Genomic DNA, 16,914 nt, shown 5'->3' on the forward strand with positions numbered 1-16,914 from the left:
GCGTGTTCTAGCCGCCCGCCCGCCGGTCGGTGAGCGCCTCGGCCACGTTCTCGTACACGCGGAAAACGGTCCGCGCCCCGGTGATCTCGAACATTCGGGAGACAGGCGGGCGCAGTCCGGCCAGTTCCAGCCGACCGCCGGACTCCAGCGCCTGGAGTCGGGCCCGCAGCAGCACGTTGAGACCGGTCGAGTCGCAGAAGCTCAGCCGTTCGCAGTCGACCAGGATCAGTGCCGCGCCGTTCCGTTCCTCCAGCGCCTGCCGCAGAATGTCCGCCGTGTCATGGTCGAGCTCTCCCTCGAGGGAGAGCACCACGGCACCCGACTCACCGGACGCACCGGGCTCCGGGCCGGTCTCGGCCGTGACGGCGAAGCGCTCCGACGCCATCGATTCACCCACCTCCCTCCGTGCTCGTACAGGGGTCTACCCCACTCATGCCCCGGAACGCATGGTTCGCCCCATCGGGGTGTGGGAGCGAACGGGTCCCGTCAGGCGCCGGGGAGACCTTCCAGAGCCTGGCGGGGCGCGGGGCTCGGGCTCCCGACGTACCGTTCGGCCGCGTGCACCGCCTCGCGCGCGTTCCGCTTCCCCATCAGGACGCACAGCGTGTACGCGGTGTCCTCGAAGCGGCGCCGGATCGACAGGTCGCAGGGCCGGGCCAGAACACCCCGTTCCTGGGCCCGGTAGTGCCGCAGCAGCCGGTCGACGGTCTTTCTGTCGGGCATCAACATCATGTCCTCCTGGCGCGACCCCCCTCCCTCCGTCGCTCCATATTCGGGTCGCCGAGTCACCCGCGCGACCCATGCGAACACGGTCCGTCACAGAGCCGGGTCCGGCGTGCGGCCGCGCCCCGGATGGCGGATGGTCGATTCCATGAAGGCGAGTACGGGACTCAAGGTCGTCGTCACGGGCGCCACGGGCAATGTCGGGACGAGTCTGGTCCGGGCTCTGGAACGGGAGCCGCGGATCGCCTCCGTGCTCGGTCTCGCCCGCCGCACACCCTCGCTGTCCCTGGAGAAGACCGAGTGGGCCGAGGTGGACCTGTCGCTGGAGGGCGACGAGCCGAGGCTCGCGCGGTACATCGAGGACGCCGACGCCGTGGTCCATCTGGCCTGGGCCTTCCAGCCGACCCACGAACCGGCCGTGACCTGGCGGTCCAACGTCCTCGGGGCGCTGCGGGTCTTCGACGCCGTCGCGGCGGGGCATGTGCCGACGCTTGTGTACGCCTCGTCCGTCGGCGCCTACTCCCCCGGGCCCGGGAACAGCGCGCCCGTCTCGGAGGCCTGGCCCACGCACGGCTGGCCGGGCGCCGCGTACACCCGTGAGAAGGCGTACCTGGAACGCGTCCTGGACACCTTCGAGCGCGACCATCCGCAGACGCGGGTGGTGCGGATGCGGCCGTGCTTCCTCTTCAAGGAGGAGTCGGCCAGCGAGCAGCGGCGGATCTTCGCGGGCCGGTTCTTCCCCGGCTGGCTGATGCGTCCGGATCTGCTGCCGCTCCTCCCGGAGCTGGACGGGCTGCGCTTCCAGGCCATGCACACGGACGACGCGGCCGACGCCTACGTCCGCGCGCTCGTACGGGACGTCCGGGGGGCGTTCAACATCGCGGCAGAGCCGGTGGTCGACACGACCGCGCTCTCCGTGCTGCTGGACGCCCGGCCGGTGAAGGTGCCGAGCGGGGCGGCGCGCGGTCTGCTCGCGGCGGCCTGGCGGCTACGGGTCGCCGGGGCGTCCCCCGGCCTCTTCGACGCGGCCCTCAGGCTGCCGTTGCTGTCCACCGAGCGGGCCCGCCGGGAGCTGGGCTGGGAACCGACCCGTACCTCCCTGGAGGCGCTGGACGCCTTCCTGCGGGGCGTACGGGCGGGCAGCGGCGACGCGACGGCCCCGCTGGCGGGGCGCCGCGTGGGGTGACGCGCCGTCAGTCGGCCTGCCTGTCGGCTCGGTACGCCGCCCAGTCGACGACGCCCATCGCGGCGCCCGCTGCCTCCCGGCCGCCGCAGTGGGCGCGGTGGCGGGCCGCGATGCCGTCGAGGTCGAGGTGGCGGCCGAACGCCGGCTGCGCGGCGAGGCGTCGGGCGTAGGCCCAGAGGGCCGGGTGTCCGGCGATCCGCTCCAGGGCGCCTGCGTCCAGGTGACGGCGGTGGACGGTGTCGAGCTGGACGAGGGTCACCCAGACGTGGACGTCGGCGGCGGTCAGGCTGTCGCCGAGGACGTACTCCTGCCGCCGCAGCCTGCTCTCAAGGCCGCCGAGGGCGGCGAAGAGCTCGGCGAGCGGGTCCTGGTGAGCGGCCTCGTCGTCGAGCCCGAGCTCCCCGGCGTGCTGCGCGGCCCGGTTGATGCCGCGCTCGCAGAGTTCGCCGATCGCCTCGATCTCGGCCTCGCGCCCCTCGGGCAGCAGGTCGGGGTGGCCGGGGGCACGGAACCGCACGGCGAGGTCGCGCAGGATGTCGGGCACGTGGGTGCTCACGATCCGGCCGGTCCAGCCGTCGCTGAGCACGGGCGCGGCGGCCGGTCCCGCGTACTGGTGGGCACTGGCCTCGTACAGCGGCAGCAGGGCCGCGTACCCGCCGCCGGGCGTGTCCGGGGTGGCGGGGAGGAGCGAGAGCGGGACGGTCTCCTGGAGCCCGAGCAGGCCGTGGGTGACGGCGATGCGCAGACAGCCGGGACAGGCGAGGGAGAGGTGGAGCCGGTAGCGGTGCGGCACGGCGTAGTGGCCGCTGCGGACGTCCGGGCCGATGCGGCCCCGGAAGGCGGGCGCGGCCGAGGCCGGGGCGGCGGGCGACGGAACGGCGTACGGCCGGCCGAGGTGCGGGGTGACGGACATGCTTCTCCCTGGGGGTGCTCGGTGCTGGGTCACGGGCGCGCGACGGCGTCGGCGGGCGGCCGGAGGCAGCAGAGATACGGGAAGGAGGAGTGCTGGAAGCCGCAGTGGGGGGGGGCGGACGGCCCGCGGGCTCAGCGCGCGGTGCCGGTCGAGAGGCCCTGAGTGCCCCGGCGGCGGTGACGACTCGCCGCGCTGCACACACGCAGCAGGTCGATGTGGCGGCGGGAGGTCAGGGGCAGCGAGCGCACCGGCCGGGCGGCGAAGGCCGTCTCCCGTGCTCCCCTGCGCGCCATCGTTTCCCTACCCGTTCGCTCGGATTCCCGTTCCCGAGTGTCGGCGCGGCCACGGCCCGCGTCAAGAGCGCGGACAGCCCTCGGACACGCGGCCGCCCCGCTCCCCCGTGGGGTACGGATCCGGTCACCGAGGTGCGGAATAATGCGGGCATGCGCATCTCAGCCAGGGCCGACTACGCGGTACGAGCCGCGCTCCAGCTGGCCGCCGCCCAGGACGCGGGGCCGGTGAAGGCCGAGGCGATCGCCGAAGGCCAGGACATCTCGCACAAGTTCCTGGAGGGGATCCTCGGCGACATGCGCCGGGGCGGCCTTGTGCAGAGTCAGCGGGGCGGGAACGGCGGCTACTGGCTGGCCAGGCCCGCCGACTCGATCTCCGTCGCGGACGTCATCCGGTGCGTCGACGGGCCGCTCGTGTCGGTGCGCGGGGTGCGGCCGCCGGAACTCTCGTACACGGGTCCCGCCGAGTCGCTGCTGACGCTGTGGATCGCGCTGCGTGCGAACGTGCGGAACGTGCTCGACGGTGTCTCCCTCGCGGACGTGGCGGCGGGGAAGCTGCCGGCCGAGATCTCCGGGCTCGCGGAGTCCCCGGACGCCTGGACCAATCCCTGACCGTCTCGGTTCCTGGAATTGAACTGTCCATGATGTGAACGCCCCTTGGGGCCCCGGCCCTCCCTCTGCGACTATCCCTACCATTCCAGTGGGAAAACTCGGGATCCTATGAGGTGACGTGAGAACGCCGAAGAAGTCAGCGCTGCGCCCCACCTCCCGGCCGGCCGACCGCCGTGGTGACGACGAGATCTGGCCCCGCGTCACCCGCGAGCTCGCCGACGACCTCGCCTTCGACGCCCCGGTGCGGGACCGGGCCGGGAAACCCCCGTTCGACGAGGTCGCCCGGTTGCGGGAGGCCGGGCTGCCCGCCCTGCTCACCCCGCCGGGCGCGAGCGGGCGGGGCGCCGACTGGCGGGCCGCGTGCGCCGTGATCCGGGAGATCTCCGCCGCCGACAGCTCGATCGGCGAACTCCTCGCCCACCATTACGTCCTGGCCTGGAGCGCCCGCTTCCTCGGCGGCGGCGAGCCGCCCGGGATCGCCCCCGGAACCGCCTCCGCGCACGCCGCGTTCGAGGACGGCACGGCCCGGGAGGGCCGGCTGCTCGGCGGCGGCCTGGAGCCGACGGGTACGAGCGGCGAGCGCGAGCTCTCCCTCACCCCGATCCGAGGCGGCCATGTCCTCGACGGGCGCCGCACCTTCCCCTCCGGGGTGACCGTCGCCGACCGCCTGGTCGTCGGCGCGCGCTGTACGGAGACCGGGAACGTCCTGGTCGCGCTCGTGGATCCGGCGGATCCGGCCGTGTTCGTCGAGGCCGGGGCCGAGCGGGTCGGCCAGCGGCTCGCGGGCGCGGGGACGGTGACGTTCGACCAGGTCCGGGTGGACGCCCGGCACATCCTCGGCTCGCTCCCCCGCGACGAGCACGCCGTCGCCCCGTTCACGACGCTGGCCCCGCTCGCGCTGCGGCTCCTGCTCGTCCACGTCGGGCTCGGCATCGCCGAGGGCGCCCTGGCCGAGGCCCGGGACGTCAGCCGCGCGACCCGGGCCGCCCCGGCGGCGGCCGCCGCGCGGATCGGGGCGCCCGACCAGCCGCTGGGCCAGGAGGACCCGTACCTCCTGCTGGCCTACGGGGAGTTGGCCACCGCCGCCCACGCCGCGTCAGCGGTCGTCGAGCGCGCGACGGACGCGCTTGCGCACGGCCTTGGCGCCGGGCGGGCGCTCGGCGTCGAGGACCGGGCCGACATCGCCGTACTCGTCGCGGCGGCCGAGGCGGTGACGAGCCGGGCGGCGGTACGGATCACCACCCGGATCCTCGAACTCGTCGACACCACGGCGCCCGCCGACGCCCCGGGCGGCGGCCCCGGCTTCGACCGGTTCTGGCGCAACGCCCGTACGCTGACCGCCCAGTCCTCCCCGACGCACCGCCTGCGCGACATCGGCGACCACTACCTCCACGGAACCAGGCCGGGACTCAGACTGCTCGCCTGAGGTGCCGCCCGAGGTGCCGCCCGACGTGCCGCCCGAGGATGCCCTCCGGCATGTCGGGACCTCCGACCCTCTCCTCGGGCGGCCGTCGGGTCCAAGCTGGGAGGCATAGAGGGCCCTAGGGCCGGGCCCGCCAAGGAAGTGAGGGAGGCAGCCTGATGAGTCGCGAGATCGTCGCCGGAGTGGACGGTTCGCCCGAGAGTCTCGCCGCGGCCGACTGGGCCGCCCGGGAGGCGAGGCGCCGCGGTCTCGCCCTGCGGCTCGTGTACGCGTGGCGCACGGAGCCGCTCAGTATCCCGCTCGGTCAGGACCGCGCGCGCCAGGACCGCATGGCGGACGAGGTGGTGCGTGCGGCCGAGTCGACGATCGGCGGGCGGTATCCCGGCCTCGCCCTCACCGCCGAGGTCCTCGCCGACACCCCGGTCTCGGCTCTCCTGGGCACCGAGGAGCGGGCCGAGATGCTCGTCATCGGCTCGCGCGGGCACGGGGCGGTGGTGGGCTTCCTGCTCGGTTCCCACGGCCAGCAGATCATCGCGGCCGCCACCCGGCCGGTGGTGGCGGTCAGGGCGCGCGACGACGCGGAGGATGCCGAGGCGGACGACGAGGGCGGCGAGATCGTCGTCGGGCAGCAGGGCAGTCCTGAGGACAGCGCCGCGGCCTTCGGCTTCGCCTTCGCCGCGGCTGCGGCGCGCGGGGCGTCCCTCCGGGCGGTACGGGCGTGGAACCTGCCGTCCCTGTACGCCTACAGCCCCGGGTCCATGGCGCTGGCCGACGAGGCCGGCGGGCTCGTCCCGTACGAGGAGAAGTCGCTCCGCGAGGCCCTGGCGCCCTGGCGGGAGCGGTTCCCCGAGGTGCCGGTGACGGAGCAGGTGGAGATCGGGAGCGCGGGTCAGGTGCTGCTCACCTCCTCGGGCGCGGCGCGGCTCCTGGTGGTGGGGCGCAGGGCCAAGCGCGGGGCGCTCGGGTCCCGGATCGGTTCGGTCGCGCATGCCGCGCTGCACCTGGCGCCCTGTCCGGTGGCGGTCGTGCCCCACGAGTGATGCGGTGACTCCACGGGGCGGCGTGTTGACGGGCCAGGTTGACGAGATGTGTCGACGGGACCGGCGCCGGAAAGTGTGATGACCGCCGCCCCGGCGGCTCTCCCGCGCCGGACGGTCCGGCGGCCCCGGAGAAGAGAGCGGAGCCCATGGAGCACCACGACGAGACGAACCCCGACGAACAGCCGACGAGCGACGGGGGCCGGCACCGCAGAGACGGGGGTGAGGGACGCCGTGCCCGCGGGCGGCTGTCCTTCCGTACGGCGGTGACGCTCGCGGGCACGGCGACGGTCGTCCTCACGGTGGCCGCCGGGGCCTACGTGGCGTCCCTGGGGACCTCGCCCACCACCCGTTCGGAGGACGTCGTGCGCACGAACATGGCGCCGCTCGGCGAGCGGTCCGTACCGCCCACGGCGGGGACGACGTTCTCGGGCGGCGGGAAGGTCGGGCGGTACATCGACGAGGTCGTCGCGCTCGCCAACGCCGAGCGGGAGAAGGCCGGTTGTGCGCCGCTGCGCTCCGATCACCGCCTTGCCGAGTCCGCCCAGGCGCACGCGGACGACATGGCGGACCGCGACTACTACGAGCACAAGACGCCCGAGGGCAGGGACGCGGGCGACCGCATCACGGCGGCCGGGTACGCGTGGTCGAGCTGGGCGGAGAACATCCACCGCGGACCGAAGACCCCCGTGGAGGCGATGGAGGACTGGATGGGCAGCGACGGGCACCGCCGCCACATCCTCAACTGCGCGTTCAAGGACATCGGCGTGGGGGTGACCCTGGCGTCCGACGGGCCGTGGTGGGTGCAGAACTTCGGCATCCGGCGCTGATCCGGCCGCCTGCTCCGGCCGCCCGGTCCCGCCACGCGGTCCGGCCGCCCGGTCCCGCCTCACGGTCCGGCGGCGCGGTCCGGCCGCGCGGGTTCAGGGCGCGGGTGTGGCCAGTTTCTGCACCCAGACCGTGCCGTCGGGCCCGTCCACGGCGGCGACGCCGGTGTCGCGGTAGTCGCAGTCCAGCATGTTGCTCTCGTGCATCGAGCCGTCCATCCAGTCGTCGAAGACGGCGGCCGGGTCCGCGCTGCCGCGCGCCAGGTTCTCGGCCCACGCGGACCACTCGTATCCGACGGCCGAGATCCGCGCGTCGGCGAACCGGCCCTCCGGGCTGTTGTGCGCGTAGTAGCCGCGCCGGACCATGTCCCGCGCGTAGGCGCGGGCGGCGTCGTTGAGGCGGGGGTCGGTCCGCAGGGGCGCGCAACCCTCCTGCGCCCGCCGCTGGTTGACCAGCCGGGTCAGCCGCTCCTCGGCGGTGACCGTCCGCGTCGGCGTGGACGTCGGCTTCGGGGAGGGTGACCGGGTGGGCGTCGGGGTGGGCGTGGGGGTGGTGGGGCTCGGCGGGGGCGTGATCGGCTGGGCCGGGGGCGCCGCCACGGGTGCGGCGGGCGCGGGCGCGCGCGCCTCGGGCTCGGACGGTACGAGCAGGATGAGCCCGCCGAGTACGCCGACGGCCACGGCCCCCGCGACCCAGGCCCGCCCGATCGACCCACCGCCGCCCGCGCCGGCGGCCCCGACCGGTTCCATCTCCGCGCCCCCTTGGGGGACGGCGTCGGAGGCAGCGGAGGCATCCGCCGCCCACGCCGCGGCAGCCTGGGTCTCCGGGCCCGCCGCGCCCCACAGCAGAAGCGGCGGGACCAGCCCGAGGCCCACCAGGAGCGCCTCGGCCGGGGCGAGGACGGTGCGGGGCGGGAGGCAGCGGCGGCAGGGCGTGACATGGCGGGCGACGCGCTTGCGCCAGAGCGGGGAGGGGACGCCGTCCCAGTCGGCGGTCAGCCGGGCCAGCTCCTCGCAGCGCGGCCGGGCTCCCAGCGCGCGGACGACGGTCCGGCCGGTCTCCAGGCGCTCCTTCATCCGCTGGACGCGGACCGCAGCGTGTGCCGGGGTGACGGCGAGCGCCTCGGCCAGTTCGCCGCGGTCGAGTTCGCCGCCGGCCTCCAGCCACCACAGGGCGAGCACCTCGCGGTCGGTGTCGTCGAGCCAGCGGGTGGCCTCGGCGACCTCGCGCCGCTGGCCGGTGAGGCCGAGCCGGAGGATGGTCAGGTCGACGAAGTCGCCGTCGGGGTCGGCCAGTTCGGCCGCCCGGTCGAGGCCGGGGACGGGGCCGCTCTGCCGTTCGCGCCAGCGCCTGCGTATCTGGTTGGTGGCGATGGCGACGAGCCAGGACCGGAAGCGCTCGGGGTCGCGCAGTCCGGGCAGGCCGTCCAGGGCGCGGACCATCGTCTCCTGGACGACGTCGTCGACGTCCGCGTGCCCGTCGAGGGCGCGGCCGACGATGTTGTAGACCAGCGGAAGGTACGCGCGGGCGAGCCGCTCACCGGCGTTCGGGTCTCCCGACACGGCCGCGCCCACCAGTGCGGCGGTGCCGCGCTCGTCGCTGTGCATGTGCCCTGCTCCCTCGTCGTCCTGGGTCTGTGCCGTCCCCGTCCTGAGGAGACCCGTGGGAGCGGGTGGGATAACACTTACGTGGTGGACAAGCCTTGTGCGGGCGCCTTGTGCGGGTGCCTTACGCGGGTGGGTGGGGCAGGTACGGGACGGTGGCCGCGTGCCCGTCCCGTACCGCGTCGACGGCGGCCGCGTGGAGTTCGCGGCTCTCCGCCTCGGAGGAGCACGGCACCGGACTGCCCGCCATGGTGAACCAGTCGGAGGCGCCGGTGTACTGCACGGCTACGCGTGCTTCGCCATCTGCATAGGTGGTGTGCACGGTCATGTCGCCGGTGACCGTACCGACCTCGTCGGTGAGCACCCCACCGCGCCCGGTGTAGACGCCGGGGGTCGTCCATGATGCCCAGCTCATCCATCCAGGTTCACACCCGAATGCCACATGCGCCACCGACGGGACCGCCCCGGCCGGAGGAATTCCGGCCGGGGCGGTTCCGCTGTCGCGCCGGGATCAGGCGAGGGACGCGATGGCCTCGTTGAAGGTGGCGGACGGGCGCATCACGGCGGCGGCCTTGGCCGGGTCGGGCTGGTAGTAGCCGCCGATCTCGGCCGGGGAGCCCTGGACCGCGTTGAGCTCGGAGACGATGGCGCCCTCCTGCTCGGTCAGGGTCTTGGCCAGGCCGGCGAAGGCCTCGGCGAGCTGCGCGTCGTCGGTCTGCTTGGCCAGCTCCTGGGCCCAGTACAGGGCCAGGTAGAAGTGGCTGCCGCGGTTGTCGATACCACCGACGCGACGGGTCGGCGACTTGTCCTCGTTGAGGAAGGTGCCGGTGGCGCGGTCGAGGGTGTCGGCGAGGACCTGGGCGCGGGCGTTGCCCGTGGTGGTGGCGAGGTGCTCGAAGCTGGCGGCCAGGGCGAAGAACTCGCCGAGGGAGTCCCAGCGGAGGTAGTTCTCCTTGACGAGCTGCTGGACGTGCTTCGGGGCGGAGCCGCCGGCGCCGGTCTCGAAGAGGCCGCCGCCCGCCATCAGCGGGACGACCGACAGCATCTTGGCGCTGGTGCCCAGCTCCAGGATCGGGAAGAGGTCGGTCAGGTAGTCGCGCAGGACGTTGCCGGTGACGGAGATGGTGTCCTCGCCGCGGCGGATGCGCTCCAGCGAGAACGTGGTCGCGTCGACCGGGGCGAGGATCTTGATGTCCAGGCCCTCGGTGTCGTGCTCCGCCAGGTACGCGTTGACCTTGGCGATCAGCTCGGCGTCGTGGGCGCGGGTCTCGTCCAGCCAGAAGACGGCCGGGACGCCGGTGGCGCGGGCGCGGGTGACGGCGAGCTTGACCCAGTCCTGGATCGGGAGGTCCTTGGTCTGGCAGGCGCGGAAGATGTCGCCCTCGGCGACCTCCTGCTCCAGGACCACGTTGCCGGCGGCGTCGACGAGGCGGACGGTGCCGGCCGCGGCGATCTCGAACGTCTTGTCGTGGGAGCCGTACTCCTCGGCCTTCTGCGCCATCAGGCCGACGTTCGGGACGGAGCCCATGGTCGACGGGTCGAAGGCGCCGTGGGCGCGGCAGTCGTCGAGGACGGCCTGGTAGACACCGGCGTAGCTGCTGTCCGGGAGGACGGCGAGGGTGTCGGCCTCCTGGCCGTCCGGGCCCCACATGTGGCCGGAGGTGCGGATCATGGCCGGCATCGAGGCGTCGACGATGACGTCGGACGGCACGTGCAGGTTGGTGATGCCCTTGTCGGAGTCGACCATGGCGAGGGCCGGGCCCTCGGCGATCTCGGCGTCGAAGGAGGCCGTGATCTCCTCACCGAGGTGCGGGACGTTCTCCAGGCCCTTGAGGATGGTGCCGAGGCCGTCGTTGGGCGACAGGCCGGCGGCGACGAGCGCCTCGCCGTACTTCGCGAAGGTCTTCGGGAAGAAGGCGCGCACGACGTGGCCGAAGACGATCGGGTCGGAGACCTTCATCATCGTCGCCTTGAGGTGCACCGAGAAGAGCACGTCCTCGGCCTTGGCGCGGGCGATCTGCTCGCCGAGGAAGGTGCGCAGGGCGGCGACGTGCATGACGGAGGCGTCGACGACCTCACCGGCGAGGACGGGTACCGACTCGCGCAGGACGGTGGTGGTGCCGTCGGCGGCGACGTGCTCGATGCGCAGCGTGCCGTCCTCGGAGACGGTCGCGGACTTCTCGGTGGAGCGGAAGTCGTTCTGACCCATGGTGGCGACGTTGGTCTTGGAGTCGGCCGACCAGGCGCCCATGCGGTGCGGGTGCGTCTTGGCGTAGTTCTTGACCGAGCCGGGGGCGCGGCGGTCGGAGTTGCCCTCGCGCAGGACCGGGTTGACGGCGCTGCCCTTGACCTTGTCGTAACGGGCGCGGACGTCCTTGTCCTCGTCGGTCTGCGGGTCGTCCGGGTAGTCCGGGAGGGCGTAGCCCTGCGCCTGGAGCTCGGCGATCGCGGCCTTCAGCTGCGGGATGGACGCCGAGATGTTCGGCAGCTTGATGATGTTCGCCTCGGGCGTCTTGGCGAGCGCGCCGAGCTCCGCGAGGGCGTCCGCGATGCGCTGGCCCTCTTCGAGACGCTCGGGGAAACCGGCGATGATGCGCCCGGCCAGGGAGATGTCACGGGTCTCGACATTGACTCCGGCCGTCGAGGCGTAGGCCTGGATCACGGGCAGGAACGAGTACGTCGCCAGGGCGGGCGCCTCGTCAGTGTGGGTGTAGATGATGGTCGAGTCAGTCACCGGGTGTGCTCCGCTCCACGTCTGCGTCTGCGAGATTGCTCGACATCAAGATATCTCGTGATCCGCCTCGGTGGGAAAGGGCCCCGCCTCCTCGGTAGCGAGGGTGCCCGTGAGCCGGTACGGGGCGGGGCAGGCGTCCAGGTCGACGTGGCGGAGCAGGCCGAGGAGCAGCAGCGCGACGGCCGCGCCGGCCCCGGCGGCGAGGGCGTGGCCGCCCAGGTAGGCGAGGCGGGGGACGGCCGGGTCCGCCGGGTCGAGGACGAACATGGAGTCGACGAGGAGGACGGTTCCGAGGCCGAGGCCGCCGACGGCGGCGAGGGCCAGGGGCACGATCACGAAGAGGGCGCGGAGCGGGAAGCGGCGGGTGCGGGCGGGGGCGACCTTGCCCCGGCGGGCGAGGAGCGCGAGGAGGCCGCAGGCGACGGCGAGGACGAGGAGGTCGGCGCCGAGCACGTCGCTGGGGCGGTGCCAGCCGGCCGCCACGGTGTACGCGCCGACGGCGATCGCCCACAGGGCGCACAGGCCCACGGCGAGGCCGCGCACCCCGTACGGGACGACCAGGACGAGCCCGAACATCACGCTGGTCGCGATCGTGGTGTGCCCGCTCGGGAAGGTGTTCTGTGTCAGGTTCGGGGGCGCCTCGACCAGGTCGGGCCGGACCAGGAGGATGCGCTTGAGCACCTCGGCCAGGACCAGGGAGGCGGTGACGGTGCCGAGCGCGGCGGCCGTCAGCGTGTACCGCTTGCGCAGGGTGCCGATGGCGGCCAGGACGAGCAGGGCGACGACGAGGGAGGAGACGGTGATGTGCTGGAGGCTCCGGTTCGCCTCGTGGGCGGCGGCCAGCGTCTCGTCGGTGAGCCGGCCGGTGAGGACGGCGTTCTCCCAGCGCTGCCCGGTCGCGGTCAGGACGAGCCCGGCGTAGACGACCGCCACGAGCAGGACCGAACCGAGGCAGGCACGCCGCATCCGCTTGCGGACACGGCCGCTGAAGGAGTCGGCCGCTTCACCGGCGACGGCGGCGTACCACCAGGTGCCGGTCTCCAGGGGCCGCGCGCTGCCGTCGGGGCGGAGCCTGTCGTAGGGAGCCATGCTCCGATTCGAACCCGGCGTGCCCCGGGGCGCCCGCTGGACGCACCCGAACGAATCGCCGAGGGGTCAGGGGGTGCGGCGGGGGCGCTGGGCGAGGGTGATCAGGAGGAGGCCGCCGAAGAGGGCCGCGATGCCGACGAAGTTCAGGACGCTGCGTGCGCCGCGGTCGTCGACGAGCGCGCCGGCGATGCCCTGGATCAGGAAGGAGGCCGCCATGACCAGCTGGGCCCAGCCGAAGAGCGGGGCGCTGTGGATCCAGCGCCGCTGGTAGGGGAGCATCCAGCCGTGCCTGAGCGCCGCCACGCCGCCGGCCAGGAGCAGCAGCCCGAGGATGCCGCTCCCTATGCCGAAGTACCCGCCCGCACCCATGTCCCGCCCCTTCCGAACGATGTCGGCGGGATCATGTCACAGCCGCGCGCCCCGCGGATGATCGGTTCTGGCGACGTGTTCCGAAGAGGGTGAAGGCCGTGTTGACCAGGGCGACGTGACTGAGTGCCTGGGGTGTGTTGCCGAGCTGGCGGCGGGCGTGCGGGTCCCATTCCTCGGAGAGCAGGCCGACGTCGTTGCGGACGTCGAGGACCCGCTCGAAGACGGTACGAGCCTCGGCCGGGCGCCCGGTCATCGCCAGGGCGTCGGCGTACCAGAACGTGCAGGCCAGGAAGGCCCCTTCGGCGCCGTCGAGGCCGTCGACCTCGTGCACCTCGCCGTTGCCCACGTCCGCGTACCGCCGCAGGAAGCCGCGGTCGTCGAGCCGGGACATCGCGTCGACGGTGCTCAGGACGCGGGGGTCGGTCGGCGGGAGGAAGCCGAGGCGGGGGATCAGCAGCGCCGTCGCGTCGATGCGGCGGGCTCCGTAGTACTGGACGAACGACCGCTGTTCCTCGCTCCAGCCGAGCGCGCACACCTCGTCCTTCAGGTCACGGCGCAGGGCCTGCCAGCGCCGGACGGAGGTGCGCTGCCCGGCGATGCGGGCGAGCCGCAGGGCGCGGTCGGCGGCGACCCAGGCCATGACCTTGGAGTGGACGAAGTGGCGGCGGGGGCCGCGCACCTCCCAGATGCCCTCGTCGGGATCCTGCCGCCGCTTCTCGACGTACTCCATGAGCGCGGCCATCAGGCTCCACACGTGCGGGTCGATGGCGACGCCGGCCCGCACGGCCGAGTAGATCGTGCTCAACACCTCGCCGTAGATGTCCAGTTGGAACTGGTCGACGGCCGCGTTGCCGAGCCGGACCGGCCGGGAGCCCTCGTAGCCGGGCAGCCAGTCGGCCCGTATCTCGGGGACGTTGCGCTGCCCGGCGACTCCGTAGAGCGGCTGCAGGTCCGCCGGATCTCCGGCGACGGTGCGGACGAGCCAGTCCTTCCAGGCGAGCGCCTCGCGGTGGTATCCGCTGCGCAGCAGACAGGAGAGGGTGAAGGTGGAATCGCGCAGCCAGCAGAAGCGGTAGTCCCAATTACGCTCGCCCCCGATGGATTCGGGGAGCGAGGCGGTGGCCGCGGCGACGACCCCGCCGGTCGGCTCGTAGGTGAGGGCTTTCAGGGTGAGCAGCGATCTCATGACGGCTTCGCGATACGGACCGTCATAACGGAGCTGCCCGGCCCATTCGTTCCAGAAGGCGAGCGTCCGGTCCAATTCGGCGGACACGTCGGGCGGGGTCGGGGGCGCGGAATGCGAGGGCCGCCAGCCGAGGACGAAGGAGACTTTCTGACCGGCCGTCACGGAGACGTCGATCGTGGTGCACGAGTTGGTGACGGTGACCTCGGCGCCGGGTCCGGAGATGAGGTACGCCGCGTCCGGCCCCGCGACCGTCGCGACCGTGCGCCCGTCGATCGGGTATGACCAGGGGACGACGCTGCCGTGGTTGAAGCGCAGCCTCAACTCCCCGTGCAGATCGACCTGTCCGGCGATCCCCTCGACCAGCCGGACGATCCGCGGGGTCTGCTCGCGGGGCGGCATGAAGTCCGTGATGCGTACCGCCCCGGAGACGGTTTCCCAGACCGATTCGAGGACGAGGGAATCGCCCCGGTAACTCCGGCGACTACAGGGACGGTTGCCGACCGGCGCCAGGCTCCACTGCCCGTGGGATTCGTCTCCGAGAATCGCGGCGAAACAGGCGGGTGAGTCGAATCGGGGTGCACACCACCAGTCGACAGCACCGTCCATCCCGATCAGCGCGGCCGTCTCCAGATCACCGATGAGGGCGTAGTCCTCAATTCGCCCTGCCATGTGGGGATTGTAATCCCGCCTTGACGGCGTGGCATTATCCGCAGGATCCTGAGAAAGGTCGCTCTCGGATTCCGGAGAGCTTCTGGAGAAAGCCGTACCGATGGGTAACGGGCCACATCCACTGCGCCGGTCGACCGACCTTCCGCCGGAGGCCGACAGCCGTTCCGTGACTCTCGTCGTGCCGGTGCGCCCCGGCGACCGCGACCCCGGCTGGCTGCTCGCGCAGCTGCCGGCCGACGTCCACGAGGTGATCCTCGTCGGGTACGCGGCGGACGACGGGTACGCGGCGGACGGGCAGCGCGCGACCGGCGAACGCGACAGCGCCTCCGTGACCGTGCGCGGGCTCGGGCCGTGGAACTGCGAGGCGGGCGACATCCCGCACGCGGGCCTGAGCGCCGCCACCGGCGACCTCATCGTGCTGATGGGCGCGGACGGCAGCATGTCGCCGCAGGAGATCCCGCACTACCTGCACTACCTCGACAGCGGGTACGACTTCGTCAAGGGCTCGCGCTTCATCGCCGGCGGCGGCACCGCCGACTACCCGCTGCTGCGCCGGGCCGGGCACGGCGCACTGCTCCGGGTCGCCCGGCGGTTGTACGGTCAACGACTCACCGACCTCTGGTACGGCTTCTGCGCCTTCCGCCGCGGCTTCGTCGACCTCCTCGACCTGCGGGAGGACGGCGTCGAGCTGGGCGGCGAACTGGTCACCCACGCCCTGCACTACGGGCTGCGCATCGCCGAGGTGCCCAGCCTCGAAGGGCCCGGCCACCACGGCCCGTCGCACCCCCGCACGGTCCGTGACGGGGCACGCATCCTGGGCGGACTGCTCGACGAACGCCCGCACAACGCCCTGCTCCGGCTCGCTCCCCGAACGCGGCGCGAGAAGCGCGCGGAAGGCGCGCACCCTGCTTGACGGATCAGATATCGGATGCTAACGGTTGAAGTCAGGCATTTTCTACGCGAATCAGACCCAGGCCCTCGACAGGGTCGGTGGCCGGAAGTAGTACGCCGTGACCGCACAGCGCCTCAGCCGAACGCCGACGGCACCCGGTCCGCATCCACTGCGGCGGGTGACCGACTGGCCCACGGCCGAATCCCGGCACCGCCCGGCCCGCTTCTCACCGCGTCGCCCCACCGCCCACCCCGCCCGGCGCGCCTCCGACCGCATGTTCTCGGCGGTCCGGCACTGTCGCACCGCGCCTCGCGTGCCGAGGCCGACGGCCCGACGGCGGCGCTCGCGCACCGTCCGCGCCCGCGCCGCGAACAGGCGACGGTCCGGCGGTTCGCGAGGCTCCGGCCCAGCGGACCATCCCGGCGAATCCCGCCACTCCGGCCACTCCAGCCCGTCCGGCCCCACCGGCCGCTCGCACCCCTCCCGTCACTCCGACCGTCCAGGGCGGCAGCCTGACGCGTCCCGCGCGTACGCGTACGCCTACGCCCCGATCCGCCGTACGACTCCGCGACGCTCCGCGCGCCGCGCCCCCGAAGGAGGCGAGGCGTGATGGTCGCCGTGCGCGCACACGCACCGCTCCCCCGCTGGCTGACCCGGCCGGCCGTGGACCTCGAACTGATCATTCCGGCCTTCAACGAGCAGCGCCGGCTTCCCTCGACGATCAAGGCGACGACGGCGTTCCTCGCCGCCCGCCCGTGGTCGTCCGCCGTGGTCGTGGTGGACAACAACAGCGCCGACGGAACCCTGGACGCCCTGGACGGTCTCGCCGAACCGCCCGTGGGACTGCACGTGATCGGCTGCAGCGAGCAGGGCAAGGGCGCGGCCGTCCGGCGCGGGATCATCACCTCCTCCGCCCGCTTCATCGGCTTCGCCGACGCCGACAACGCGACCCCCATCGAGACCCTCGACCGGGTGATGGAGCTGCTGCGCGCGGGGCACGGCGCCGTCATCGCCTCCCGGCACGCGCCCGGGGCCCAGCTGGAGGTCGAGCAGTCGGTGCTCCGGAGGGGCGGCGGCCTGCTGTTCCGTACGCTCGCCCATCTGACCCTGCCGGGGATCGCCGACACCCAGTGCGGGTTCAAGTTCTTCTCCGGGCCGCTGATCCGCGAGGTGGTGCGCGACTGCCACATCGACGGATTCGCCTTCGACGTCGAGATGCTCGCCCGTGTCGTCCGCGCCGGGCGCGACGTCGTCGAGGTCCCGGTGGCCTGGTCGGACGTCCCGGGGTCGACGTTCTCGGCCCGCCGTGACGGCCTGCGGTCGATGGCCGATCTGCTGCGGATCTCGCTGGCCAGGTGA

17 protein-coding genes are annotated in these 16,914 nt (G+C 73.3%); 7 read left to right on the forward strand and 10 right to left on the reverse strand.

The window, feature by feature from the left end:
- Positions 1–7: 7 nt before the first annotated feature.
- Together ACFWRO_RS16330 and ACFWRO_RS16335 are read right to left on the reverse strand one after the other, a co-directional pair.
- Positions 8–385, reverse strand: a complete 378-nt coding sequence (locus ACFWRO_RS16330; RefSeq protein WP_384510265.1) for an STAS domain-containing protein — start codon at positions 383–385, stop codon at positions 8–10.
- Between the two features lie 101 nt (positions 386–486).
- Complete coding sequence (locus ACFWRO_RS16335) at positions 487–723, reverse strand: DUF5133 domain-containing protein (protein ID WP_384510268.1); 237 nt, start codon at positions 721–723, stop codon at positions 487–489.
- Positions 724–871: 148 nt separating this feature from the next.
- Between ACFWRO_RS16335 and ACFWRO_RS16340 the strand changes: the two genes are divergently transcribed.
- A complete protein-coding gene (locus tag ACFWRO_RS16340; RefSeq protein WP_384510271.1) occupies positions 872–1,909 on the forward strand; it encodes an NAD-dependent epimerase/dehydratase family protein in 1,038 nt (345 codons plus the stop codon).
- 7 nt (positions 1,910–1,916) lie between these two features.
- Here the strand turns inward: ACFWRO_RS16340 and ACFWRO_RS16345 are convergent, their stop codons facing one another.
- Positions 1,917–2,822, reverse strand: a complete 906-nt coding sequence (locus ACFWRO_RS16345) for a glutathione S-transferase C-terminal domain-containing protein (RefSeq protein ID WP_384510273.1) — start codon at positions 2,820–2,822, stop codon at positions 1,917–1,919.
- 131 nt (positions 2,823–2,953) lie between these two features.
- The gene (locus ACFWRO_RS16350) at positions 2,954–3,115 is read right to left on the reverse strand and encodes a hypothetical protein (RefSeq protein WP_384510276.1); all 162 of its coding nucleotides are present in this window, start codon (positions 3,113–3,115) and stop codon (positions 2,954–2,956) included.
- A 150-nt stretch (positions 3,116–3,265) separates the two neighbouring features.
- On the opposite strand from ACFWRO_RS16350, the gene ACFWRO_RS16355 reads away from it, so the two are divergent.
- The 4 genes from ACFWRO_RS16355 to ACFWRO_RS16370 all read left to right on the forward strand — a co-directional run bounded on the left by ACFWRO_RS16355 (position 3,266) and on the right by ACFWRO_RS16370 (position 7,014).
- The gene (locus tag ACFWRO_RS16355) at positions 3,266–3,724 is read left to right on the forward strand and encodes an RrF2 family transcriptional regulator (RefSeq protein WP_384510279.1); all 459 of its coding nucleotides are present in this window, start codon (positions 3,266–3,268) and stop codon (positions 3,722–3,724) included.
- Positions 3,725–3,842: 118 nt separating this feature from the next.
- Positions 3,843–5,150, forward strand: a complete 1,308-nt coding sequence (locus ACFWRO_RS16360) for an acyl-CoA dehydrogenase family protein (protein WP_384510282.1) — start codon at positions 3,843–3,845, stop codon at positions 5,148–5,150.
- 155 nt (positions 5,151–5,305) lie between these two features.
- Positions 5,306–6,187 (forward strand): universal stress protein, encoded by an 882-nt coding sequence (locus tag ACFWRO_RS16365; protein ID WP_384510285.1) that lies wholly within the window; start codon positions 5,306–5,308, stop codon positions 6,185–6,187.
- 146 nt (positions 6,188–6,333) lie between these two features.
- Positions 6,334–7,014, forward strand: coding sequence for a CAP domain-containing protein (locus tag ACFWRO_RS16370; RefSeq protein ID WP_384510288.1), 681 nt, complete (start codon positions 6,334–6,336; stop codon positions 7,012–7,014).
- A gap of 93 nt (positions 7,015–7,107) precedes the next feature.
- Here the strand turns inward: ACFWRO_RS16370 and ACFWRO_RS16375 are convergent, their stop codons facing one another.
- The 6 genes from ACFWRO_RS16375 to ACFWRO_RS16400 all read right to left on the reverse strand — a co-directional run bounded on the left by ACFWRO_RS16375 (position 7,108) and on the right by ACFWRO_RS16400 (position 14,663).
- Positions 7,108–8,619, reverse strand: a complete 1,512-nt coding sequence (locus tag ACFWRO_RS16375) for a sigma-70 family RNA polymerase sigma factor (RefSeq protein ID WP_384510291.1) — start codon at positions 8,617–8,619, stop codon at positions 7,108–7,110.
- A gap of 121 nt (positions 8,620–8,740) precedes the next feature.
- A complete protein-coding gene (locus ACFWRO_RS16380) occupies positions 8,741–9,031 on the reverse strand; it encodes a hypothetical protein (protein WP_384510293.1) in 291 nt (96 codons plus the stop codon).
- Between the two features lie 96 nt (positions 9,032–9,127).
- Complete coding sequence (locus tag ACFWRO_RS16385) at positions 9,128–11,350, reverse strand: NADP-dependent isocitrate dehydrogenase (protein ID WP_384510297.1); 2,223 nt, start codon at positions 11,348–11,350, stop codon at positions 9,128–9,130.
- 45 nt (positions 11,351–11,395) lie between these two features.
- Positions 11,396–12,439 (reverse strand): phosphatase PAP2 family protein, encoded by a 1,044-nt coding sequence (locus ACFWRO_RS16390; protein WP_384510299.1) that lies wholly within the window; start codon positions 12,437–12,439, stop codon positions 11,396–11,398.
- Between the two features lie 66 nt (positions 12,440–12,505).
- A complete protein-coding gene (locus tag ACFWRO_RS16395) occupies positions 12,506–12,808 on the reverse strand; it encodes a hypothetical protein (protein WP_384510302.1) in 303 nt (100 codons plus the stop codon).
- Positions 12,809–12,839: 31 nt separating this feature from the next.
- Positions 12,840–14,663: a glycoside hydrolase family 15 protein gene (locus ACFWRO_RS16400; protein WP_384510304.1), complete on the reverse strand. Its 1,824-nt coding sequence runs from the start codon at positions 14,661–14,663 to the stop codon at positions 12,840–12,842.
- A 166-nt stretch (positions 14,664–14,829) separates the two neighbouring features.
- Between ACFWRO_RS16400 and ACFWRO_RS16405 the strand changes: the two genes are divergently transcribed.
- Positions 14,830–15,576 carry a glycosyltransferase gene (locus ACFWRO_RS16405; protein ID WP_384510307.1) on the forward strand — a complete coding sequence of 249 codons (747 nt, stop codon included), beginning with the start codon at positions 14,830–14,832 and terminating at the stop codon, positions 15,574–15,576.
- Positions 15,577–16,164: 588 nt separating this feature from the next.
- Positions 16,165–16,914 carry a glycosyltransferase gene (locus ACFWRO_RS16410; protein WP_384510510.1) on the forward strand — a complete coding sequence of 250 codons (750 nt, stop codon included), beginning with the start codon at positions 16,165–16,167 and terminating at the stop codon, positions 16,912–16,914.

It is taken from the genome of Streptomyces sp. NPDC058579 (assembly GCF_042718575.1).
Lineage (GTDB): Bacteria > Actinomycetota > Actinomycetes > Streptomycetales > Streptomycetaceae > Streptomyces.